This window comes from Corynebacterium lipophilum, from assembly GCF_024102595.1.
GTDB lineage: Bacteria > Actinomycetota > Actinomycetes > Mycobacteriales > Mycobacteriaceae > Corynebacterium > Corynebacterium pseudogenitalium.
The window spans coordinates 81040-104686 of sequence record NZ_JAEUWV010000002.1; the positions used below are offsets into that span (position 1 = coordinate 81040).

At 65.1% G+C, this 23647-nt stretch carries 21 protein-coding genes; 8 read left to right on the forward strand and 13 right to left on the reverse strand.

Annotation, left to right across the window (positions count from 1 at the left end; genetic code table 11):
- The first annotated feature begins 22 nt into the window (after positions 1-22).
- Entirely contained in the window at positions 23-493 is a 471-nt protein-coding gene (locus tag JMN37_RS02260; protein ID WP_070477642.1) for a tRNA (cytidine(34)-2'-O)-methyltransferase, read from the forward strand.
- Here the strand turns inward: JMN37_RS02260 and JMN37_RS02265 are convergent.
- From JMN37_RS02265 to JMN37_RS02275, 3 genes are read right to left on the reverse strand one after another with little or no spacing between them, the layout of a single operon-like run.
- The gene (locus tag JMN37_RS02265; protein WP_252930961.1) at positions 416-1849 is read right to left on the reverse strand and encodes a PH domain-containing protein; all 1434 of its coding nucleotides are present in this window, start codon (positions 1847-1849) and stop codon (positions 416-418) included. The genes JMN37_RS02260 and JMN37_RS02265 overlap by 78 nt on opposite strands.
- Positions 1846-2352: a PH domain-containing protein gene (locus tag JMN37_RS02270; RefSeq protein ID WP_240492743.1), complete on the reverse strand. Its 507-nt coding sequence runs from the start codon at positions 2350-2352 to the stop codon at positions 1846-1848. Before JMN37_RS02270 ends, JMN37_RS02265 begins: the two co-directional genes overlap by 4 nt.
- A 19-nt stretch (positions 2353-2371) precedes the next feature.
- Positions 2372-5509, reverse strand: coding sequence for an error-prone DNA polymerase (locus JMN37_RS02275; RefSeq protein WP_370295873.1), 3138 nt, complete (start codon positions 5507-5509; stop codon positions 2372-2374).
- A gap of 144 nt (positions 5510-5653) precedes the next feature.
- Between JMN37_RS02275 and JMN37_RS02280 the strand changes: the two genes are divergently transcribed.
- Genes JMN37_RS02280 through JMN37_RS02295 form a run of 4 tightly spaced genes read left to right on the forward strand, consistent with a single transcriptional unit; the run spans position 5654 to position 9086 of the window.
- Positions 5654-6544 (forward strand): MetQ/NlpA family ABC transporter substrate-binding protein, encoded by an 891-nt coding sequence (locus JMN37_RS02280; RefSeq protein ID WP_070363016.1) that lies wholly within the window; start codon positions 5654-5656, stop codon positions 6542-6544.
- Between the two features lie 3 nt (positions 6545-6547).
- Complete coding sequence (locus JMN37_RS02285; protein WP_070363017.1) at positions 6548-7579, forward strand: methionine ABC transporter ATP-binding protein; 1032 nt, start codon at positions 6548-6550, stop codon at positions 7577-7579.
- Entirely contained in the window at positions 7576-8268 is a 693-nt protein-coding gene (locus tag JMN37_RS02290; protein WP_070975850.1) for a methionine ABC transporter permease, read from the forward strand. The genes JMN37_RS02285 and JMN37_RS02290 overlap by 4 nt, the downstream gene beginning before the upstream one ends.
- Before the next feature lie 29 nt (positions 8269-8297).
- Complete coding sequence (locus JMN37_RS02295) at positions 8298-9086, forward strand: HAD family hydrolase (RefSeq protein ID WP_084028662.1); 789 nt, start codon at positions 8298-8300, stop codon at positions 9084-9086.
- Here the strand turns inward: JMN37_RS02295 and JMN37_RS02300 are convergent.
- Complete coding sequence (locus JMN37_RS02300; RefSeq protein ID WP_070363020.1) at positions 9083-9988, reverse strand: sucrase ferredoxin; 906 nt, start codon at positions 9986-9988, stop codon at positions 9083-9085. The two genes, JMN37_RS02295 and JMN37_RS02300, sit on opposite strands and share 4 nt — an antisense overlap.
- 143 nt (positions 9989-10131) lie before the next feature.
- Between JMN37_RS02300 and JMN37_RS02305 the strand changes: the two genes are divergently transcribed.
- Complete coding sequence (locus tag JMN37_RS02305) at positions 10132-10725, forward strand: AMIN-like domain-containing (lipo)protein (protein ID WP_252930963.1); 594 nt, start codon at positions 10132-10134, stop codon at positions 10723-10725.
- 3 nt (positions 10726-10728) lie between these two features.
- Here the strand turns inward: JMN37_RS02305 and JMN37_RS02310 are convergent, their stop codons facing one another.
- Together JMN37_RS02310 and imuA' are read right to left on the reverse strand one after the other, a co-directional pair.
- Positions 10729-12273, reverse strand: a complete 1545-nt coding sequence (locus tag JMN37_RS02310; protein ID WP_252930964.1) for a Y-family DNA polymerase — start codon at positions 12271-12273, stop codon at positions 10729-10731.
- Positions 12270-12983 (reverse strand): DnaE2-dependent mutagenesis accessory factor ImuA', encoded by a 714-nt coding sequence (gene imuA' / locus JMN37_RS02315; RefSeq protein ID WP_252930965.1) that lies wholly within the window; start codon positions 12981-12983, stop codon positions 12270-12272. The genes JMN37_RS02310 and imuA' overlap by 4 nt, the downstream gene beginning before the upstream one ends.
- A 106-nt stretch (positions 12984-13089) precedes the next feature.
- Between imuA' and JMN37_RS02320 the strand changes: the two genes are divergently transcribed.
- The gene (locus JMN37_RS02320) at positions 13090-13533 is read left to right on the forward strand and encodes a hypothetical protein (protein ID WP_252930966.1); all 444 of its coding nucleotides are present in this window, start codon (positions 13090-13092) and stop codon (positions 13531-13533) included.
- On the opposite strand, the gene JMN37_RS02325 is transcribed toward JMN37_RS02320, so the two are convergent.
- The 5 genes from JMN37_RS02325 to JMN37_RS02345 are packed head-to-tail and all read right to left on the reverse strand — an operon-like array spanning position 13530 to position 19819.
- On the reverse strand, positions 13530-14753 hold the full coding sequence (locus JMN37_RS02325) for an alkylhydroperoxidase domain protein (protein ID WP_252930967.1): 1224 nt from the start codon (positions 14751-14753) through the stop codon (positions 13530-13532). The genes JMN37_RS02320 and JMN37_RS02325 overlap by 4 nt on opposite strands.
- Positions 14746-16356, reverse strand: coding sequence for a dipeptide ABC transporter ATP-binding protein (locus JMN37_RS02330; protein ID WP_252930968.1), 1611 nt, complete (start codon positions 16354-16356; stop codon positions 14746-14748). Before JMN37_RS02330 ends, JMN37_RS02325 begins: the two co-directional genes overlap by 8 nt.
- A 3-nt stretch (positions 16357-16359) precedes the next feature.
- The gene (locus JMN37_RS02335; RefSeq protein ID WP_071572750.1) at positions 16360-17160 is read right to left on the reverse strand and encodes an ABC transporter permease; all 801 of its coding nucleotides are present in this window, start codon (positions 17158-17160) and stop codon (positions 16360-16362) included.
- Positions 17161-17165: 5 nt separating this feature from the next.
- On the reverse strand, positions 17166-18179 hold the full coding sequence (locus JMN37_RS02340) for an ABC transporter permease (protein WP_083433168.1): 1014 nt from the start codon (positions 18177-18179) through the stop codon (positions 17166-17168).
- Positions 18164-19819, reverse strand: coding sequence for a TIGR04028 family ABC transporter substrate-binding protein (locus tag JMN37_RS02345; protein WP_252930969.1), 1656 nt, complete (start codon positions 19817-19819; stop codon positions 18164-18166). Before JMN37_RS02345 ends, JMN37_RS02340 begins: the two co-directional genes overlap by 16 nt.
- Positions 19820-19928: 109 nt before the next feature.
- Here JMN37_RS02345 and JMN37_RS02350 point away from each other — a divergent pair, with 109 nt between their 5' ends.
- Complete coding sequence (locus JMN37_RS02350) at positions 19929-21824, forward strand: FAD/NAD(P)-binding protein (RefSeq protein ID WP_252930970.1); 1896 nt, start codon at positions 19929-19931, stop codon at positions 21822-21824.
- Here JMN37_RS02350 and JMN37_RS02355 read toward each other — a convergent pair.
- Complete coding sequence (locus JMN37_RS02355; protein ID WP_252930971.1) at positions 21821-22444, reverse strand: LuxR C-terminal-related transcriptional regulator; 624 nt, start codon at positions 22442-22444, stop codon at positions 21821-21823. The genes JMN37_RS02350 and JMN37_RS02355 overlap by 4 nt on opposite strands.
- Positions 22441-23568: an ATP-binding protein gene (locus tag JMN37_RS02360; RefSeq protein WP_071572753.1), complete on the reverse strand. Its 1128-nt coding sequence runs from the start codon at positions 23566-23568 to the stop codon at positions 22441-22443. The genes JMN37_RS02355 and JMN37_RS02360 overlap by 4 nt, the downstream gene beginning before the upstream one ends.
- Between the last annotated feature and the right edge of the window lie 79 nt (positions 23569-23647).

Genomic DNA, 23647 nt, shown 5'->3' on the forward strand with positions numbered 1-23647 from the left:
GTGACCATCCTAGACTGTAACCATGTGCGCTTTTCACGTTATCTTTGACAATCCCGTCATCCCAGGCAACACCGGCAACGCAATCCGGCTGTGCGCAAACACCGGCGCCGTACTGCACCTGGTGGAGCCACTCGGGTTCAACTTCGAAGACAAGCACCTGAAGCGCGCAGGGCTGGACTACCACGACCTAGCGGACGTCCAGATCCACCCAACTATCGACGCCTGCTTCGCCTCCATCCCGGACGCCCGCATCTTCGCGTTCACCACGCAGGCAACCGACTACTACCAGGACGTCGAGTACCGCGACGGTGACGCCCTCCTTTTCGGCACCGAGCCGACCGGTCTCCCCGAAGCACACCGCAGCCACCCGCGCGTGACCAAGCAGCTACGCATCCCGATGCTGCCGAGCCGCAGGTCAATGAACCTTTCCAACTCCGCGTCCGTCGCCGTCTTCGAGGCCTGGCGGCAGTTGGGATTCGTCGGCGGCGTCTAGCTCCGGCTCGGTAGCTACCGGGGGCAGCGTACGGGTGCGCAGCGTGTCGACGAGCCAACGCCCCTCCCCCGCACGCACGTCCCGCGCCACCATTTTGACGGCTCCCGGGACCAGATCAAATCGCACATGTGCCAGGCCAAGCCTGCGCTGCAACGGCCCTTGTTTGAAGGAAAGCTCCTGGATATGCGCGTTTTCCACCATCTGGTACCGCTGGGACAGGCGACCGAACGTGACCACGGTGACCTCTGGGTACAGCGTGACTGTCTGCCGCCGCCAATCAACCGGTGAAACCCACCGCGCAGAGCGCGGGGAGCGCAGCTGTGCACGCGACATGTCTCGCATCGCCTCACCGGACAGCGGCGCAATCGCGTCGATGACCTGCATGGCCTGCTCCAAGGTCCCGACCGGCAGCAGCTTGGATGTGCCAGTTGCCTTGTTGCGCTCGGACCCGTACCCGGCCACAGTCACCGAGACGGTCCACCACCCAAACATGCGCCACAGCAGTGGCTGGCGAAGCTGTACCGCGTGGATGCGGTGCAGCGGGACCGCTTGGTGCCTGCGGTTCGCAAGCCCGTACGTCATGTTGATGACGGCCCCGTTGCTGCCGGAGGTGGCGTCGTCAAGCACTGAATTGAAGCGCCACGAGTGGTCGATGGTGCGCCAGATCTGTGGCACGAACCCGACGAGGATCGGTACTGCCGCGGTGATCGAGAGATCGGTGAAGAGCGGGACGGCGCTCGAGACAACAGTAATGATGGTTGAGAGTTGGAACGCCGCAGCAAGCAGCGAACGACCAATCGGGATTGGTGGCACCAGCGTATTAGCCGGGTCGGCGTCTTGCTCGGTGGGCGTCAACGCGGACGCAGCTGCGCCGGGGCGGGCAGCAATGGCCTGCAGGATCTCGGCGCGTAGTTCGTCCGCTTCCGCGCGGGGCAGGTAGGCGATCTCGATGGCCGAATTGTTGCCTCCGGCCGCCTCGACGCGCACCGCCGCAAGCCCGAACAGGCGCGGCGCGAACGGTTCGATGACGTCGACTGCCTGGATCCGGTCGTAGCGAGCGGTGCGCACCTTAGTGGTGAGCACCCCTCGCGTCAGCTCGATGTCTTCTTCGCCAACGCGGAATCCGATCTTGGCCCACCACAGCTGCGAAATAATGAACACTACGAGCAGGCCAACGACGAACACGCCAACGGCCACGCCCACATCCATGATGCCGATGCCTTCGTCCTGCAGCCAGTTGACTAGGGGCATCGTGAAGTTGAAGACAGCGATCGTGAGCAGCGCAAGCAGCGTCGCCCACACGCGCAGCAACGGGGTCAGTCGGTGGACCCGCCGGTACTCAGAGGCCGCCGTCATAGGCCACTCATCTGTTCGCGTGCTTTGACTACAAGCCGGTCACGCAGCGCGTCGGCGTCGTGGGCGGGAAGTCCAGGCAGCGTGGTCACCGAACTGACCGATGCCGTGTTCACCACCAACTTCTTGAGCCCAAGTATCCGCATCACCGGTCCCGTGTTGACGTCCACGAACTGGATGCGCCCGTAAGGGATAACGGTGAGCGTGTGCCACATCTTCCCCTGGCTCAGGATGAGCTCGTTGTTCGTTTCCAGCCACGCCAGGTTGCGTACCTGGAACGGGATAAGGAAGTACTTCCAGATGAAGAACACTCCGCAGACGGCCGCTCCCCACATCCACCAGCCGCCGTACTTCCACTGCGCCCACAGCAGGCTGCCGATGACAATCAGCGCCCACACCGTGTTGGTCACCAGCATGGGCACCATGTACTTCGGTGATACGCGGTGCATCTGCTCAACCGAGGCCGGTAGCGGTGGTCTCGCGAGTGCGTCAGTCTGCTGTTCCATGGGCCCTACCCTAGCGACTTCACCGAAAATCACGTGAACCACGCGAGAGCCACTGGCCGACATCGATTTGCTCCAGACGGTCCGCCACGACGCTGACCGCACCTGACGCATTTTGGACAATCCCGCGCACCACCAGCGCGTGCGCTGTGCGCGCCACTACGCGCTGTCGCTTCCACAGCCCCGGCGACACCATGATGTTCAGCAGCCCGGTTTCGTCCTCCATCCCCAGAAACGTCAGGCCTGATGCCGTCTGCGGCCGCTGCCTGTGCGTGACCACGCCTGCGACGCGGACGCGGGTACCGTCTTCCACGCTACGAAGGTCGACCGCTCGGAGAATCCCCTCCCGTTGCAAGTGTTCGCGCAGCAGCTGCATCGGCTGCGTGTCGGGGGTAACGCCCGTGGCGGCAACATCGGCCGCGAGCAGCTCGAACGCGGTCATCCCGGGCAGCGCTGGGGCGTCGATACCTGAAAGCCCAGGCAGCATGCCGTCGCGCTCTGTTGCTGCGATGCCCGCAGCCCACACTGCTTGTCGACGCTCCCCTCCGAAGCAGTCCAGCGCACCCGCCTTGGCGAGCGCCTCGACGTGCTCCACGGTCAGCTCCGCCCGACGCGCCAGGTCCGCGATGTCCGTGAACGGCGCGGCCTTCTCGATCCTGGCCGCAGCCTTCTCCCCGACCCCCTTCACCAAATTCAGCCCGATCCGAATTGTGTCATTATCTATACAGCGCGCCTGTACGCCGGATCCGTTCACGCTCACCGGCAACACCGTGATGCCGTGGCGGCGGGCGTCTTGAATCAGGGACTGGGGCGAGTAGAAGCCCATCGGCTGTGCCCGCAGCAGGCCGACGCAGAACTGGGCCGGGTAGTAGTACTTCATCCACGCGGAGAAGTACACAAGCGACGCAAACGATTGCGAGTGCGACTCCGGAAATCCGTAGGCGGCAAACGCGACGATCTTGTTCCAGAGCTTTTCCGCGACGTCCGCCCCGATCCCGTTCGTGGTGTTGCAGCCCTCGAAGAACCGGGCTTTGAGCGCCGCCATTTTAGCTGGAGAACGCTTCGAACCCATCGCGCGGCGCAGCGCGTCGGCCTCCCGGCGGCTGAATCCTGCGGCGTCGACGGCGATCTGCATGAGCTGCTCCTGGAACAACGGAATACCCAGCGTCTTCCCAAGAGATTTTTCCAGCACCGGGTGATCGTAGAGAACGGGCTCGAGGCCATCGCGGCGCCGTAGATATGGGTGAACGGATCCGCCTTGAATTGGGCCTGGGCGGATGAGGGCCACCTCGACCACGAGGTCAAAGAAGCGCTGTGGTTTCAGCCGTGGCAGCGTGGAAAGTTGCGCGCGCGACTCCACCTGGAATACTCCGACGGCGTCAGCGCGGCACAGCATGTCGTAGACGTTGGTGTCGGCGAGGTCGAGCTCCCACAGGTGCACCTCTGTGCCCGTTGTATCGCGTACGAGGTCCACCATGTGGTGCAGGGCCTCCAGCATGCCGAGCCCGAGCAGGTCAAACTTCACCAACCCCGCCGAAGCGCAGTCGTCTTTGTCCCACTGCACCACAGAGCGCTGTTCCTTGCGCGCCCACTCGATGGGAACGACGTCCGCGATCGGCCGGTCGCAGATCACCATCCCGCCCGAGTGGATCCCGAGGTGGCGTGGCTGGCCAATGAACTCCTCCGCCAACGTACATACCTGCTCCGGCGGGTCGCTGAGTCCTTTTGACCAGGCATCCGCAGCACCTTGTGGGTACCCGAGCGCCCGGGAAGCGTCACGAACAGCACCCTTCCTCCGGTACGTGATCACGTTCGCCACCTGCGCGGCACGCTCGCGGCCGTAGCGCCGGTAAACGTACTGGATTACTTCTTCGCGCCTGCCGGACTCAATATCAATATCGATATCCGGTGGGCCATCGCGGTCCGGCGACAGGAAACGCTCAAAGAGAAGGCCAGCGCTGATCGGCTCGGCGTTCGTGATCCCGAGAGCAAAGCAGACCGCTGAGTTCGCCGCCGACCCACGGCCTTGGCACAGGATATTGCTGCGCCGACAAAAGTCGACCAGGTCGTACACGATTAAGAAGTAGCCGGGGAATTGGAGCTCCTCAATCACGCTGAGTTCGTAAGCAATCTGCTTCATCGCCTGCTCACGGATGTTTTCCGGGCGCGTCGCGTACCGCACCTGCGCACTCGCGTAGGTCAACTCCTTCAGATAGCTCATTTCATTGTGGCCAGCAGGAGTGTCGTAGTCCGGTAGGTTTGGCGCGACAAGGTCGAGCGTAAACGCGCACTGTTCGGCAACCTCCACGGTGGTGGCCAGCATCGGCTCACATCCCGGCAGCAGCCGGGCGAGCTGCTGCCCGCTGCGCAGCCAGTGCGCCCCCATGGGGTGCAGGTCAGCAACGTCTTGCCGCAGCGCGCGGCGCTGGCCAAGCGCATGTTTCGCTGCAGCGAGGCGCGCGTGTCGGCGCGTCGCAGCGGCAGGCCGGGTACTCACTATGGCGGGAAGATGAACGAAGCGGTCTAATTGTTGGTGATGATCGGCGTCATCCGGCATGAGTGAGACCACGTACTCCCTCACCACATTTTCCACCCCGAAGCTCTCGCTCAATTTATCGAATAGCGGGGTCCACTCCCACCCGCCAAGCGCTAAGCAGGAGCCATCAAGCCACTCCCCGATTTCCCACATCGGCGGGTACGAGAGCTCGCCTTTTTGCCTACCCTCCATGTGTGCGCGCGACATCAGATGCGATAACCTCCGGTACCCTTCCGCACCACGGGCCAGGACGGGCAGCACCCCCTCTTTCAGCGTCAGCTCTGCACCAAACACCGTGGGCATCCCGGCCGCAGCAGCAGCTTCCGCAAACTTCACTGCACCGTAGAAACCGTCACGATCACACAGGCCAAGCGCCGAAAGACCGAGCGACCGAGCGCGCGCGACCAGCTGTTCAGGCTCGCTCGCCCCGCCAAGGAAGCTATAGGACGACACCGCGTGCAACTCGGCGAATGGCACCCCACCGCGCCGCCCACCGACCCCCTCACCCTCCGCTTCACCAGCAAAGGTGAGGTGATCTACCGGAACGACAGGACCGACGTCGTTCCCAGACAGTATCCGCTCCAGCTTTGACCATGTCAGCGGAGCACCCCCATTGAATCGCATGTTCGATAGTGTAAACATGTTCGAATGCTCGCGCAAGCGGATTTATATTCAACGTTTGTAGCCAGGGATAGACTAAGCGGTCCAATAGATGCTAAGTTTTCAAACCATCAATGATTCCCCAACGAAAGACATAAAGGAGACATCATGCGCCTCAACCGTGTGATTGCAACCATCGCAGCTTCAGCCCTCGCCGCTACCAGCCTGGTAGCTTGCTCCAACGACTCTGCCGAGAAGACCACCGACGCTGCCGGTGGCGGCGAGGACACCGTCGTCAAGATTGGTACCACCGACGCTGACCAGAAGGCATGGTCCGTCTTCGAGGACCTCGCGGCAGACAACGGCATCACTCTCGACATCGTGCAGTTCTCTGACTACGCACCAGTCAACGAGGCGCTTGCCCAGGGCGAGATTGACCTGAACAAGTTCCAGCACATCCTCTACCTCGCCACCTACAACGAGGCTTCCGGCAACGACCTGAAGGTGCTGTCCACCACGGAGATCTACCCGCTGGCACTGTTCTGGAAGGATCACGATTCCCTCGACGGCATCGAAGGCACCGAGGTTGCTATCCCGAACGATGACTCGAACCAGGGCCGCGCAATCAACGTCCTCGTCCAGGCTGACTTGATCACGCTGAAGGATGGCGCTGATGAACTGGCACCGTCCCCAGCAGATATCGACGAGGCAGCGTCGAAGGTGAAGGTCGTTCCGGTCGACGCTTCCCAGACGACCTCCGCATACAAGGAAGGCCGCCCGGCCATCATCAACAACTCCTGGCTGGAGCGCGCTGGCATTGAGCCAAAGCAGGCTATCTTCCAGGATGACCCGGCTTCCGAGCAGGGCGAGCCATACATCAACGTCTTCGCTGCACGCGCTGAGGACCTGGATAACCCGACCTACAACCGCCTCGCAGAGCTGTGGAACTCCCCAGAGGTCGCAGCTGCCGTCCAGGAGGATTCCCGTGGCACCGCGGTCGCTGTTGAGCGCTCCCGTGATGACGCAAACGCTATCCTCGCACGCCTTCAGGAGAAGTAATCCGTGACGAAAACCGGCACCCGGGTTGAGTTCCGGGACGTATCGAAAGTCTTTACAACGGGTGGGCGCGAGGTTGTGGCCGTCGACAATGTGTCGCTGACGGTCGAGCCTGGTGAGATCCTTGGAGTGATCGGCTACTCCGGCGCTGGCAAGTCCACGCTGGTGCGGCTGATCAACGGGCTCGACATGCCTACCAGCGGCGAACTCCTCCTCGACGGCACCAATATCGTCGGCAAGAGCGAGAAGCGCCTGCGGGAAGTGCGCCGAAACGTTGGGATGATTTTCCAGCAGTTCAACCTGTTCTCTTCCCGAACTGCGGCGGGCAACATTGAATACCCGCTGCAGCTTGCCGGTTTGGGCAAGCAGGAGCGTCGGGCGCGCGTCGAGGAGCTCCTCGAGTTCGTCGGCCTGTCGGATCGTGGCAAGAACTACCCCGAGCAGCTTTCGGGTGGTCAGAAGCAGCGCGTGGGCATCGCTCGTGCGCTCGCCACGAATCCCTCGCTCTTGCTTGCCGACGAAGCCACCTCCGCCCTCGACCCCGAGACCACCCACGAGGTGCTCGAGTTGCTGCGCCGCGTCAACGCGGAACTTGGCATCACGATCGTGGTGATTACCCACGAGATGGACGTGATCCGCGCGATTGCGGACAAGGTCGCCGTGATGGAGGCCGGCAAGGTCGTCGAGTATGGCTCCGTCTACGAGGTGTTCTCGGACCCGAAAACGAAGGTCGCGCAGCGCTTCGTATCGACGTCGCTTCGCAACACCCCAGACAAGCACGAGGAGCTCGAGTTGCTGAACGCGGCGCCTGGGCGCCTCTTCACCGTCGACCTGACCGAACACTCGGGATTCTTCGGTGCGGCGGAGAAGGCGCGCCAACGCGGCGTGTCGATTCAGCCGGTGCACGCGGGTATTACGACCCTGCAGGAGCACTCCTTCGGCAAGATGACGGTCCGCCTCAACGGCGACGATGCAGCGATTAACGAGTTCCTGCACACGCTGCAGGGCACCACGGATATTCAGGAGATACGTCGATGAACAGTGCTGTCAACGAATTCATTCTGGCGCAGCCGAACTGGGACCGGCTCGGCCCCACGTTCGTAGACGCCATCGGCGATACCCTTTGGATGGTGGGCATCACCCTGCTCGTCGGTGGTATCTGTGGCCTGATCCTCGGCGTGTTCCTGTACACCACCCGCCCGGGTGGCATCCTGCAGAACAACGTCGTGTACTGGGTGATTAACTTCGCCGTGAACTTCTTCCGGCCGATCCCGTTCATCATCATGATCGCGATGCTCTACCCCATCACCCTGTCGGTGGTGGGCACCACGATTGGCCGGGGCGCAGCTACGTTTGTGATGTGTTTCTCCGCGACCTTTACCGTGGCCCGTATTGTCGAGCAGAACCTGGTATCCATCGACCCCGGCATGATTGAGGCCGCGCGTTCGATGGGCGCAGGCCCGTGGACGATCATCCGCACCGTCATCCTCCCCGAGGCGCTCGGCCCGCTGATTCTCGGCTACACGTTCATCTTCATCGCGGTGATCGATATGTCCGCGATGGCCGGCTACATCGGCGGTGGCGGCCTCGGTGACTTCGCCATCGTGTATGGCTACCGCCAGTTCGAGCCGCAGGTGACGTGGGCGGCTGTGATCGTCATCGTCGTCATCGTGCAGCTGGCGCAGTTCTTGGGCAACTGGCTGTCCAAGAAGGTGATGCGCCGCTAAGGTGTGACCAGTTGGTTAGGATGGGTGCCATGAAAATCGCAGCGTTTGATTTTGATGGCACCCTTCATCATCCCACGGACACTGACACGGGCGAGCACGGCTTCGACCCGGCCGACATGGCCGCGATCCAGGCCTGGCGCGACGCCGGGCACATCGCCATTTCTGCCACCGGACGCTCGCGCACCGCGCTCGAGTTCGGAATGCGCCACTGCCCCATCCGCTTCGACTACCAGGTGCTCTCGAACGGTGGCTCCGCAACCACCGGCGACAACGAGCGCCTGCTCTACTCACACCTTGTAGACCCGGAGATCGTCGAACAGGTGGTCACGCACTTCGCTGACACGGATGGGGTGGCGGTGTTCGGCACCACGATCGGCCACGTCGATGGTGAGTTCAGCAACAACACCCAGGCTCGCAGTAGCTTTACCGTCAACTTCGACAGGATGACCACGGCCGACATTCCCCACCACGAGTTCGCCGTCGTCCCCTTGTGGATCCCGAACGACGAAGACCTGCGCGCGGAAGTCTACGAGTGGACGCGCGCGCTGCCGCATGTGTCAGTGGCCCAGAACCAGGACTTCATCGACATCATGGCGCCGGGCCGCACGAAGGGTGCGGGCATCCAGGACCTGTTGCAGCTACTCGACGTCCCACGCGAAGACATCGAGCTGTACACCTTCGGCGACTCGTGGAATGACCTGTCCATGCACGAAATCGCAGATCACTCGCATAGCTTCCGCCACTCGCCCGCCGAGGTGCAGCAGCGCACCGACCACGTGATCAACAGGGTCGCTGACGTGCTGCCCAGCTACATCTAGGAGCGACTAGCGACGACCCAGCTCTTGCCGGGCTTCGGGTCCTTCCCGCATGATGCCATCACGGCATCAACGTCGCGCTGCTCCAACATCACCTCGTAGGCGGTGTCGGTCGCGGTGTCGGTCACGGTGACGTGGGCGGAGGGGCCGTCGATACGCTCGGCGGTGACTTCGAGCTGGCCGTAGCGCACCTTGTCCCCTCGGGTGGCGAGCTGCGTTGCGACGTCCACTTCCGCCACCTGGCCTACCGGGCTGAAGGTGCCGCGGCCGCGGTTGCCCGGCACGAAGTACTCGCCGCGCATCGCAGCTTCAAGCATGGCCTCAGTAGCCTCGAGGTTCATCCGGCCAAAACTGTACGCCCACGGCATGAGCAGCATCGTGGCGGCGAAACGGTGCCCCTTGATGTGCGAGGTTTCCCACACCACGTCGTTGCCATGCCCAAACGGGTACTTCTCTACGAGCTCGTTGACGATGGGGCGGCCCTTGATGGCGCAGCACATGTCGCGCTTCGCGTGGGTACAGACCAGGACGAGTGGCTTCGTACGCGACTTGGCGCTGTTTTGCCCTGGGCCTGACAGGTCGAGATCCAGGATCGCCTCAGGCCCATCGACATGCAGCACCTCGGTTGCTGCCTGGTCGGCGAAGACCAGGTAGACGTGGTGGTCTTCAATCTGGCGGCCTTCCCTCGTTGGGTGGCGGATAAGCAGCAAGGTGGCGTTGTAGCGCTGCATGTGCGCTTTCAACTTTTCGGTCAGTTCGTCCCCGAAGGTGTCGCCGTCGAGTACGTCGTGGCTCCACTTGTGTGGCCACTCAAACAAAACGTAGGTCGAGCCGGGTTTCGCGGTACCCGGCAGCGGCTCACTGTCCGTATCGGAGCAGAGTGTGCGTGCATGGGCTGTAGTCATGTCACCTACTGTAGCGAAAATTTCCCGATTGATTAGGTATACCTAAACCGGGCCGAGTCGGGCAGTTAACATTTTGATAACCTTTTTGATTTTTCGCCGTTCTGCTTTGCTCTTCGAGATTCGTTCTAGCTACGGTATTTTGCGTGTTTCCCTTACCGAAGTTCGCCGTTGCGGCGCTGACGCCCTGTATTGCTGGCGCCGTGCTCGCCGGGTGCGTGTCCTCTCCTGCTCAGGACCAGGCCGCGACCCGCGTCGGCTCGATGCTTGCTGCGCCATCAACGACGCAGCTTCGCCCGCTCGGTACCGCGAACGCGAGCCCGAAGACTCAGCGGCCTTCCGCGCCTACTCAGCTCGCCGTGGCTGGCGTGCGTGTGGGCACCCACGAGGGGTTCGACCGCGTTGTCGTGGACCTCGTCGGCGAGGGCAAGCCGGGCTGGTTCGTGGATTACACCTCCACCCCGATGCAGGAGATCACCGGCAAACCACTGAAGGTGACCGGCAACGCGTTCCTCAATATCAACATCGACGGCACCGTCTACCCCTACGAACTTGGCCTGGACGCGGACCAGATCAAGGTGGATACCCCGGCAGAGACCGGCAACATTATCGACGTCGTCAACGCCGGCACCTACGAGGGTCGCAGCCGCGTGGTCGTAGGGCTACGCTCTGACCTGCCGTATTCGGTGCAGATTCTGGAGCACCCGCTGCGCCTGGTCGTCGACATCGTGCAGTCCTAACACCTAGTGGTAGAGCGCCTCGACGCTCCATCGCTGCCGGTGCCACACCAACAACCACCCGCGCTGCCCTGTTCCTACCGCCTGGTCGTGGCCCAGCACCTGGAGGCGCGCAAGCCGGGTCGGATGCGCACCCCACCACTCTTCGTCAACGGGCCAAGGCCCTGCCCACGCGGTGATGTCGTAGCAGCGCTTGCCCCACACTAGCGTTGTCGGCTGGCCGCTGAGCAGGACTTCGGCGTTGAACAGTATCGGCTGGTCGGCGCTGTCCAGCAGCTGCACCCGCGATGACGGGTGTTCGATCCCACCGCCGAGCCGGGCTGGAAGTGGTGACGGAACGGCGCCGACGAACGCCCCGCGGCCCTGCGGCGGCACCTCCCCATAGGGCACCAGCTGAATACGCTCGGCCACGCCGCGACCTCCAACCGCGACCGGCTGCAGCACCGCCTCCATTCCGAGCTGGGACTGCACCCGCTCGATCACGCGCCGCGCCCCCTCATCCGACGCCCCGTCGGACCACAGCTCCCCCACCATGTCGGGTTGCGCAAGCTCAAGTGGTTCCAGCATGAGCGAGGCGATCGGCCCTGCGCCCCCGTTGGTGAGCCAGCCGTCGAGCTGCCAGCGCACCCGGTCGGCGGTGCCAGCCTCTGTCAGTGCTTCCCGGGTGCGCCACACGCGCTCGACCCGGGTGGCGTCGACAAGCTCGGCGGAGATTTTCAGCCGGAGGCAGTGCACCCCGGCCCCCTTGAGGCGCTGGTGCAGCGTGGCCGCGAGCGCCCGGGCGGCGAACGCGGCGGCGTCGACGCGCTCGATCGGTTCCTCCGGCGTCATCTCGACGGCGAAGTCCTCCACGGGTAGCTCCGGGGCGACGCGCCGGTCCGGGGCCGCGCTGGAGATCCGGTGGAGGTGGATGCCTGCGACCCCGAAGCGAGTCATCACGGCAGAGGACGGCAGTTGCGCGAGCTGCCCCAGCGTCTGGATGCCCAGCTGGCCCAGGGTACGGACCGTTTCCGGGTCCGCGCCGAGTGCCGCCTCCGCTGTGAGCACCCGAAGTGGCTGTACTGCAAGGAACTGCGCCGACTCCCCCGCTGCAACCACGTGCGAGCTCCGGGTGGCGATCACGGCCGTGGCGATCTCATCCGCCGCCCCTGCCATGACGTCAATGCCGTGGCGTGCGGCGGCGTCGAGAAGCATCTCAAGCGCCGTATCTTCATCGCCGTGGAACTTCCCCGCCGCGGCGAGGTCCGCAACCACCAGACCAGGGCGCAGCACCTCCACGGAGGCCGCCACGTCATCCAAGGATCCCGCGAGCGCGCTGAACGTGCGGCCGTCGCGCTCCGGGTTGTCCTCCACCACCGTCAGCTCAGGCGCGACGGCCTGCGCGTTGCGCACCCGCATCCCACGGCGGACCCCGGCGCGCCGCGCCTCCTGCGAACACACCTTGATACGGTGCTGCACCGCGATCGCGATCGGTTCCTCCAGCGTGTCCTCGGCTTCGAGCTTGGCTGCTTGCACGGGCCAATCCGGGAACCAGAGCGCCGCAACCCTCATGAGGGCACCGCCTTCAGGTGCGCACCACCGCCCGCCACAACCCCAAGCTTCAGTAATGCCGGTGGCCGCTTCCAGCCTTTCGCGTGCGCGGACACCTCCAGGTCAATGCCTGCGATGCGCCCGCGGCCGCGCCCGATGCCGTGGAAGCTAGCGATGTCCGCGCTCATGCGCAGCGCGGGCGAAGGCACCGTCACGTTCACGCACAGCATCGCCGCCTCCCCGGCACGCACGCGGGCAAGCAGTGGGCGTGCCTGGGCGGGCGTGTACTGGATTTCGCATCGGGTGTGTAGCACCACCACGTCTAGCCCCTCGGCGAGCACCCCTGCGGCATGCATGGCGTCCATCCCCGGTTCCGGAACCGCTACGGTTCTGCGCAGCGCTTGCTCCGAGAGCTCTGCGTAGGACAACTCCGGCCACCCCACCACGGCCGCGTATCCTCCGGCTTCCGTGACCTGCCGCAGGATCTCTACGATAAGCGACGGCGTATCGCTCACCTGTGTGACTTGCCGTCTTGGTAAACCCCCGTTCGGGAGCACGCGCGCCAACTCTGCAGACAGCGGAACAACACCCTCGCTCCCGATCGGCTCCTGCACAGCACCGCCGTCGAACTCGGCTAATTGCGCACGGAGCTGCGCAATCTGCTCAGCCTTACTGAGCCGCCCGCCACCGTCCGGGGCGAACTCGCGCGAGCGAATAGGTGTTCCATTCATGCCTGTAAGTATGCAACGCGCCCCCGACACGAGCAACAGCAAAGGTCGAACACTATTTCGAACAGTAGCGCCACAAGGCAGGCCCCTATGCGGTACGCTCTGCCCTATGTATTACGCAGACTTCCGCAACCGCGTCACCCCAATTCCCACGCCACCCGTTGTGCGGGCGGTAGCGGCGGGGTGCGTAGCGGCGTCGATAAGCGTGATGGCGGCACCGCTGCCCACGGCCGCGAAAGTCGGTATTGCTCTCGCCGCGGTGCTCGTCGCCCGCGCCACCACCCGGGCACACCCGTACCGCAAGGCCATGGCCGAGTTTGCGCGCAGCCGCAACGTCTCGCAGGTGCCGTCGCTCAGCATGGTGGTGCCGCTGATGCTGTGGTGGCTGGCGCTCATGCTGAGCCCGCTGATCGCGCCGCTGCCCGGCTGGGGGCTGGCACTGCTTGCGGGTGGGTTGTTTGTGGTGGCGTGGGTGCTCATGCCGCACGTCGACGGCACGCGACGCCTCGCATACGCGCCCGCAGCCCCTGCAGCGCCCACCCAGAAGCGCTAGCGGTAGCGCTTCGGCACATCAGCCGCACCCAGGCTGAGCATGAGGCGGTTGGCCCAGTTGAAGAACGCCGCCGAGTTGATCAGGTCGAGGATCTCGAGCTCGCCGCAGCCGACCTCGCGGAGGGCTTCGACGTGCTGTTGCGAGAACGCGATCGGGGTGTGCGTGAGCGCCACGGCGGCGTCGCGCAGCGCGTTCCACAGCGGGGTGCCCAGGTCCGCGGTCACGCCTTCGTCGAGGAGCCGGGAGATCGCCTCGGCGTCGCCGCCTTCCTGCTTCGCGCGCCCCTGGTGTACGGAGGCGCAGTACTCGCACCCGTTGAGACGGGAGACCACGGTCGCGGCGAGTTCACGCTCGGCGCGCCCCAGGCCGCCGTCGGTGTTGTAAAAAATGTCCAGGTCAGTCAGGGTGCGTGCCTTGAGCACCTCAGGGTCACGTGCGAGCAGCCGGAAGTACTCCATGTCGATTCGCTCGGGCTTGAGCAGCGCGTCGCGGTGCTCGTCGGTGAACTCGGACTTGTCCAGGCTGGGCACCCACGCGCGCCAGCCCAGGGAGTGCTCGACGAACTTCGTCGGCGCCACAACTTCGGGCAGCAGGGTGCGTGGCCCGGGCTCCCAGCCGGGGTCAGCCACGCCGTGCGCCCGCCCGCTCATCGACGCCCGCTGCACCCCACCAGCGTCAACCCCGCCGAGCACCCGCACGCCGTGTACGACGCGCAGCTGGAACGTCACAAACGCGATGAGCTGCGCCAACGTCACGATGCCGTTGTCGCTCCACCCGGCGGTCTGCAGGTGACCGATCACTGCGGCGGTGGAATCCTTCGGGTGGACAACCAGCAGGTGTGCGAAGTCCAGGGCAGCGGCGAACTGCTCGGACGCCTCCCCAATGACGTCACCGAACAGGACGAAGTCGCCGTGCCAGTACGGCCCATCGGATGCACCGCGCGCGACAGCGGCGTCGACGGCCTCGGCGAGGCCGGGGGCTTGGTCTTCGAGGTCCTCGAGCAGCTCCCGGTAGAACGCGCTCGCAGTTGGTAGCCCGGTGAGCCCTGCCACGAACGCGGCGACACCATAGCGCCAGGCCAGCGGCACATCCCCCTCGTCAGCGGGCTCGAAGAGGGCCGTAAACGTCAGCTCCGCGTTCTCGACTGCTTCCGGGCGGCGCCTGCGAAGGCGCGCGAGTTCCGGAGAGGCGTCGGCAAGCGTATCGATGATGTTAGACACTAAATTCTCCTAACTGCCGGGCACGGAAGCGCGCGCCCGGGATTGCATGGATCAAGTTCTTTGTCACTTCGTGGCGCGGCCACTGGAAGACGTCATCGGTCGGGCCGTACTCCACCTGGGTACCACGGCTGAGCACGCTGACCGTATCCGAGACCTGGCGCACCACCGCCAAATCGTGGGAAATAAAGATATAGGTCAGGCCCAGCTCTTGCTGCAGGCCTTCCAGCAGCCGGAGGATCTGCGCCTGCACCGTCACGTCGAGCGCGGAAACCGCCTCATCGAACACGACGAGCTCCGGCTCCACCACGAGCGCACGCGCAATGGCGACACGCTGGCGCTGCCCGCCGGAAAGCTGCGACGGGGTGCGCCGCGCGAACTGCTGCGGGTCCAGCGCCACGCGCGCCAGCACCTCGTGCGCCTTCGCGCGCGCCTCGCGTTTCGACGCCCCCGTCAGGTTCCGAACCGGCTCGGCCACGATGGCCTCCACCGTCATTTTAGGGTTCAGGGAAGAAAACGGGTTCTGGTGCACCAGCTGCACCGTGGAGCGCAGCTTCCGGCGGGTGGCGTCGTCGACGCCGGTCACGACGTTGCCGCCGATGGTGACGCTGCCGCTCGTCGGATCCCGGAACAGGGAGATCGCCCGCCCAGTCGTGGTCTTCCCGGAGCCGGATTCGCCCACAATCGCGTGCGTGGACCCTCGCTTCACTTCGAAGGAGACGTCATTGACGGCCACGAAGTCCCCATACTCCTGGCGCAGGTGATCCACGCGCACCAGCACGTCGCCGTCCGGCGCTGGCCGGTGGTAGGCGTTCGCGACGGCGAGCGAAGGGGCGTCGGCAAGCAGGCGCTGTGAATACTCCTCTTGCGGGTCGGCGAGCACCTCCGCGGCGGGGCCTTCCTCCACGACGACGCCGCGCTGCATAATCACCACGTCGTCGGCACGGTCACCCGCCACCGCCAAGTCGTGCGTGATCAGCACGATGCCGAGGTTGAGGCGCTCACGCATCTCGTCGAGCACGTCCAGCACCTTTTCCTGCACGGTCACATCCAGGGCGGACGTCGGCTCGTCGGCGATCAGTACCTGCGGCTCGGGCGCGATGGCTGCTGCGATGAGCACGCGCTGCTTCATCCCGCCCGAGAGCTCGTGCGGGTACTGGCCGTGGCGGCGCTGCGGGTCGTCGATGCCGACGGCCTCCATGAGCTCCAGCGCGCGTGCGCGGCGGGAGACGGCTGTGCCAATACCGTGGACCGCCATCGCCTCCTCGATCGAGGCCCCGACGGGCTTGAGCGGGTTGAGCGAATTGTTCGGGTCCTGCGGCACCAAGCCAATCTTCGCACCGCGCAGCTGACGCCACTGCCGCGGAGACAACTGCGTGATGTCCTTGCCTTGGAAATAGACTGCGCCGTCCAGCACCCGCACGGACCCGCCGAGGAGTCCCAGAGTCGCCATCACCGAGGTCGTCTTGCCAGAGCCGGACTCCCCCACGATCGCGGTGAGTTTGCCAGGCGCGACGGAAAAGGACACGTCTTGCGCCGATGGCGGCTGATTGCCGTACGCGACGGTCAGGCCACGTACTTCAAGTAAAGGTTGCAGGGGTTGCATGGGTTAGGCCTCCGTACGAATGAGTTGGGACAGGTGGTTCGCGCTCATGACGGTGGCGATGATCGCCACGCCGGGCAGGACGATGATCCACCAGGCGGTGGCCATGAAGTCGCGGCCTTCGGCGATGATGAGGCCCCACTCCGGGATCGGCGGCGGGGCACCGTAGCCGAGGAACCCGAGGATGGACAGCTGCAGGATCGCCGTGCCGAACTGCAGGGCCGCCAGCGCGATGACCGGGGTGAGCGAGTTCGGCAGGATGTGGCGCACCAGCACCTGGGACTTCGTCGCTCCAGAGCCGTAGGCGGCCTCAACGTAGTCGGTGCCTGCAACCTGCATCACCTGTGAACGGGCGAGGCGGGCGAACGTCGCCACCGTGGTCATGCCGACAGCGAAGGCCGCCTGCAGTGAGCCGAAGCCCAGCACGATGATGATGGACAGAGACAGCAGAATGCCTGGGATAGCGAGCAGGACGTCCACGATCCGCATGAGCACGGTATCGACCTTGCCACGAAGCGCGCCCGCCACCAGGCCAATCAGCGTGCCGAACACCAGCCCGACCGCCACCGCGATTATCGCGCCGAGCAGCGACTGGCGCGCGCCGTAAACCACGCGCGAGTACACGTCGCGCCCCACGGCGTCGGTGCCGAAGAAGTGCTCCGCGCTCGGCGCTGCAAGGGCTACGTCGACGCCCTTGTATGGGTCGTGCGTGGCAAATATGCCCGGCAGCAGGGCCCACGCGCACGCAAGCAGCAGCACGAGCAGTGCGAGAACCGTTCCCGGTTGTTTCCAATTCGTCGTTCGCATGGTTGCTACTCCCGTCCCGTTTCGATTGCCCGCACGTCGATGGCGTCGGCGGACTGGCTGGCGTACTGCTTCGGTGTTGCGGCAAACGGTCCGCCGGCGGTGCGCAGCCGCACGTCAAGCACCGGGTAGAGCAGGTCAATGATGAGGTTGATGGTCACGTACGCCACCGCAGCGATGAGGACTACGCCCAGCAGCACCGGCGTGTCGCGGTTCGACACGGCGGTGACCACCATGGAGCCCAACCCGGTGCGCCCGAAGACGGTTTCCGTCACCACAGCACCGCCGACGAGCTCACCGAAGAGCAAACCAGCCATGGTCAGCGCTGGGAGCAGCGCATTTCGCAGCACGTCGGACCAGAAGATGCGGGTCTCGCTCGCACCGCGCGCACGCGCCACCTGCACGAATGGGCTGCGCTGCACCTCGTCGATGGAGCGGATCAGCACCTGTGCGAGCGGGGCCGCCATCGGGACGGACAGTGTGAGGGTCGGCAGCACGAGCCCCTCGAGCGGGCCGGGGGCGACCACGTTGATCCAGCCGAGTTCAAAGGACACCAGCTGCAGCAGCACAATCGCGATCCAGAACCCTGGCAGCGACACCATCAGCGAGGGCACCGCGCGAAACAGCTCGCCGATGCGTCCGGCGCCGGGCAGCGTCGCGATGAATGCGGTCGCCAGCGCCACGATGATCGCGAGTCCGACCGAGGTCGCGGCCAGCGCGAGCGTGTGCGGCAGTGCGTCGGCAATGAGCTGGCCCACCGGTGTACCCGTGCGCACCGAGTAGCCGAGACTGCCGGTGAACAGACCCGTCAGCGTCGCCACGTACTGCGTAAGCAACGGCTTATCGACGCCCATCTCCGAACGGATCGCCTCAATCTCAGCCTGGCTGAGTCCCAGTGCCGGGTCAGCGTAGCGGGCCATGACACCGTCGGATGGCAGAGCCGAAAGCAGAAAGAATGCGAGAGTGTAGGTCAGCAGCAGCACGATCAGTGCTTGGCCTACCCGCTTTACGATGTACGGCATGGCGTATCCCCTTCCTGGAGGTAGGCGCTATAGAGCGCAGGGCGTGCAACGGCTTCGACGCCGAATCCGCACAGACGTGGGCTGACGGCGTAGACCTGCGGCTCTTCGAACAGCGGCAGCGTGTAGGCCTGCTCAGTGACGTAGTCCTGGACGGCTTCCACCGCGCGGGCCCGGCCGGCGTCGTCAGGTGTGGAGACCACGGTCTGCAGCAGGTCTTCGAGGTGCTGGTCGATCACGTTGTCATTTTCATCCTGGTTAATGAAGGAGTCTCGGCGCCCAACCGCGTAGTGCGACTCGATGGCGTCGTAGTCCGCCCGGCCGACCATCGTGTGGTAGAGCTGCACCTTGTTCGGGTCCTTCGACGCCACGTTTTGCGTCGAACGGTCGCCGGAGAGCACGGAGAGCTCAATGCCGATGTCGCGCAGGTTGGACTGCACCATCGTCATCACTTCGCGGGCGCGCGGCTGGGTCTGCGCGTAGTTGACGGTCAGGTGCAGGCGTTCCCCGTCCTTGACGCGGATGCCGTCGTTGCCCACGACCCACCCGGCCTCATCGAGGAGCTGCCGGGCAAGCTCCGGGTCGTATGTGTAGGCGTCGCCCTGGTTCTTGTAGCCCAAGCCGGTGGCGGCCACGCTCGAGGTCGCCAGCGGGTAGGAGTCAGAGAACAGGATGCGCAGCAGCTCTTCGCGGTCCACGCTGTGCGTGATCGCGCGGCGCACCCGGATGTCCTGCAGGTACGGGTGCTGCGGGCGCATCGCGATCTGGTTGTTCATCGCGTTCGTGCCGCGGGAGACGATCTGCACGCCGCGGTCTTTCAGGTGGCGCTCGGCGGACGCAGTCACGTCGCGCACGATGTCCGCCTGCCCGGATAGGACCGCGCCGGTGCGCATCGCCTCTTCGGCGGCGAGCCGGTACGTCACGCTGTCCAGCCGGGCGCGGCCCTGGTGTTCGAGGATGGGCGGTGCCCAGTCGTAGTCTTCGCGCGCCCGCAGCTCGATGGAGGTGCCCAGCTCCTCACCGGCGATGACAAACGGGCCGGAGCCGATGATGTTGTGGGCGCTGCCCGGCCCGAAGGACTCGTTGTCGAGCGCCAGGGTGGCGTCGGAAAGCAGCCCGGCGTTGTACACGGAGACCGCTTGCTCGAACCCCGGCGAGGGTGCGGTGAAGTGGAATCGCACCGTGTCTTCGTCGATGACTTCGCCGTAGTCGTAGTTCGAGATCTGCTCGGATGCGTTGAGCAGCCGCTCCTTGTCGCCTTTGCCGTAGAGGTCGAAGTTGGCCACGACGTTCTCCGCGGTGAGCGGCGAGCCGTCGGAGTAGGTGACGTCGGTGCGGATGTCGAACGTGTATACCGTCGCGTCCTCGTTGATCTCCGGCAGCTTCGTGGCGATCCACGGGTGCAGCTCGAGCGTCTCCGGGTCCTGATAGAGCAGTCTGTCTGTTATTTGATTCACGACGCCACCATTCGGGTAGAACCCGGCCGCAGGCGGATAGAGCGAGGTAAACCAGTTCGGCTCCAGGTACGTGATTGCCTGCATGTCCCCGCTTTGCTCTGTTTGTCCTGCACATGCGGTGCATAACCCGAGTAGCGTGGTAGCCGCAAGCAGCGCTCCGGCCTGCGTTCGACGTGTGTGCTTCACTGTTCTCCCTTCGATGAGCGATAACGCTAACACAGATTAGACGGAGCGGTCTCATACGTCTAGACTAAGCAGTCTAAACGGTCACTGTCGCAACAGGAAGGAACACACAGTGCAGCCAGCAATCGCCATCGTCGGCGCAGGTCCACGCGGCATTTCCATCATCGAACGCGTCGCCGCCACGCTCAACGAATCTAATTCCACCAAGCCGCTGACAATCCACCTCATCGACGACGCCCAGCACGGCGCCGGGCGCGTCTGGGACACCGCACAGACCCACACGCTGTACATGAACACGCTGGCCGGCGCCGTCACCCTCTTCACCGAGCCCGGCGCGACCGTCACCGCCCCCGTACTCGAGGGCCCCACCATGTACGAGTGGATCCAGCTCCTGCGCGGCGAGCGCGACGCCGTGTCCGCCACCAAGCAATCACTGTTCGACGCCCACCCAACCCCCGACCACGTCACCGCGGACTTCGGCGCGGAGCTGGCTGCCACCCGCCCGGAGTCCAACCCATCCCGCGCGCTGTACGGCGAGTACCTCCACTGGGTCCTCACGGTCGCGCTGGCGCAGCTCCCCGAGCACGTGACCGTCACCAACCACCGCTCCCGCGCGCAGCGCATCACCGCCGAGAACGGCCGCGACGCCATCACGCTTGAGGACGGCACCACCGTCCACGCCGACGCCACCGTGCTCGCCACCGGCTGGGTCGTCCCCGAGCACCCGGTGGCCTTCCGCGGGCACTGGATTCAGCCGGGCAACCCGGTGGAACAGGACGTCGATACGCTGGTTGCTGGCGAAACCGCAATCGTGCGCGGCCTTGGCATGGGCTTTTTCGACCTCATGGCGCTGAGCACCATCAACCGCGGCGGCCGCTTCGTGCCCGCCGACACCCGCTCCGGGCTACGCTACGAGCCCAGCGGCGCCGAACCACACCTCGTGGTTACCTCTGGCCGCGGCTACCCTTACCTGCCGAAATCCGAGTACCACTCGCTGCCGCCCAAGGCGGACCTCTCGCGGCTGCGCGCCGCGATCGAGCACCACAGCGGCGCCACCACGGTGAGCTTCGGAGAGCAGCTCTGGCCGGCGCTCATCCGCGACTCCTACGCCGCCTACTACACCACGCTTGCGCGCGTACGCCCCGACGCCCTGCACATCCCGCTTGCGGACATCATCTCGCGCATCGACGCCGCACCACTCGCCGGCGCCGCCACCCGCACCAGCCTCCTGCCCTGCACCCGCGCGCTCAACGACGCCCTTGCCGACGCCACCACCGAGCCCTTCGACATCTCCTACTGGATCGACCCCCTGGCCGGGTGCGACGGCCTCGACGCCGAGAGCCTGAACTGCGTCATCGCCGACGCCCTGGCCCGCGACATCGCCGAGGCCGTCGCCGCCCACGACTCCCCCATCAAGTCCGCCCTGTGGGTGATCTCCGCAGGCCGCAAACCGACCGCCATCGCCGTCGAGAACGGCCGTGGTACCCCGGAGGATCAGCGCGGCGCGCTCTCCGACTACATGGCGTTCGGCCAGATGGTCGGCTCCGGTCCTCCGCTGTTCCGCTCCCGCGAGCTCCTCGCGCTCATCGACGCCGGCCTGGTCACCTTGCTCGGCCCAGCCCCAACCGTCACGCAGTCGGGCACCACGTTCACCGCCACCAGCGCCGAGCGCACCGTCACCGCGGATACCCTCGCGGACGCCTTCCTGCCGTCCCCCAACATCACCCGCGCAGCCGACCCACTCACCGCGTCGCTGCTGGAAAGCGAGCGCATCCGCCCGTTCGCGCCTTTCGGCACGCCCACCGGCTCTCCCGAAACCGACGCAGACACCCGCCGCACCGTCCACCCCGACGGCACCCTGGACCCGCGCCTGCACATCGCCGGCATTCCCACCGGCAAGCAGTGGGCCGACACCACCATCTCCCCAATGCCCGGCACCGACCCGCGCATGCTGCAGGAAACGGACCTCACCGCCCAGTCGCTGCTGCGGCAGGCGGGCGTACGCTAACCCAGGTCGCGCGCAACCGCCCACCGGGTCAACTGGTGGCGGTTCGAGGTCTGCGTCTTGCGCAAAATATTTGACGCGTGCGTCTCCACCGTCTTCACCGAAATAAACAGGCGCTGCGCGATCTCCTTATACGTGTAGCCACGTGCCAAAAGCCGCAGCACCTCGAGTTCGCGCCGGGTCAGCGAGTCCACCGCCGGGTCGTCCTCCTCGACGACCGGCCCGCTCGCGAACGCGTCAAGCACGAACCCCGCCAGGCGCGGTGAGAAGTACGCGTCCCCGCCGTGCACCCGCTCAATCGCCTCCGCGAGCTCCGCGCCCGCGATGTTCTTGGTCACGTACCCGCGGGCGCCCGCGCGGATCAGGGCGATGACGTCCTCGGCGGCATCGGACACGCTGAGCACCAAGTACGCAGGGCCCGGAGCCCGCTTCAGCACGGCGAGGCCGCCGCCGTCGGGCATGTGGACGTCGAGAAGCACGACGTCGGGCTGTGTCTGCTCGATCCCTCGCACCGCCTCGGCGACCGTCCCGGCCTCACCGACGATGTCCACCGCTTCCTGCAGCTCTGCCTTCACCCCAGCGCGGAACACGGAGTGGTCATCCACTAGAAACACGCGAGTCATAGGTCCAACGCTAGTTCAATCTCGGTGCCACTGCTTTCCGACGCCACCACGTGCACCTCTCCCCCAACGCGCTCCACGCGGCCCACGATGGAGTCCCGCAACCCGTGGCGGTCCGTCGGCACTGCCTCAGGGTCGAAGCCCTTGCCGCGATCCCTCACGAACACGGTGAGCCTGCCAGCAAGGTGCTCCGCGTAAACATCAACGGTGTCCACACCGGCGTGCTTTGCCGCGTTGACCATCGCTTCCCTGGCTGCGAGCACGACCGCCTCTGCGCGCTCGCCGAAAGGGATGTCCTCGCCCACCGTGACCGGTTTGATCACGATCCCGTACGCGTCCTCCACCTCGCCGGCAGCCTTGCACAGCGCGGCGAAGGTGGTGGTGTGGTTGGACACGGTGTCGTCGAAAAGCCAGGCGCGAAGCTCACGCTCCTGGCCACGGGCAAGCCGAACCACCTCGTCCGGATCACCAGCCTGGCGCTGAATCAGCGCCAAGGTCTGCAGCACCGAATCATGCAAGCGGGAAGCGATCTCCGCGCGCTGGTCCGCCACCGCCTTCTGCTCACGCTCCGCGACGAGCGAGTTCGCCAACTTCGTAATCAACGGCACCACCAGCACTGCTACCCCCAGCACCGTCACCAGCACAGAGACCACAACCCCGGCGACCCCGCTGCTTTCCCCCATGAGCGCGAGCGCCAGCACCCCACCCATCATGAGCAGCGCACCCAGCGCCAGCGCCGCAAGATTCTTCCATGAGGCCATACCGCGGTCGTAGGCCTGCAACGCGATAATCGCACCCACTATGAGCACGCCAACCACGAACAGCACAGCCGATCCAACGCCCGAGGAGCTCTGCAAGGACATCAGCGCACCCGCAAACCCCACCAGCACAAGGAAAACATCCAGCGCTCCAGGACGCTGCCGGGGCTCGGTACTCTCTGCAACCGGCGCGAACATCCACAAGCCCGTGTACAACAACACGCCAATCCCGCCAGTGAAACTTGCGACGACAAAGAACAGCCGCACCCATTTCACGTCCACCCCGAAGTGGCCAGCAACTCCAGAGGCCACACCCGCGATCACGCGGCGTGAACGGTCCCGGGTCAGCCGGGGATACAACGCAGACATGCACTCATCATGACACGGGCGGCGCCTCGGCCACATCGGGGTAAACCCTGAAATCAAAAATCAGGGTCATTCCCGATAC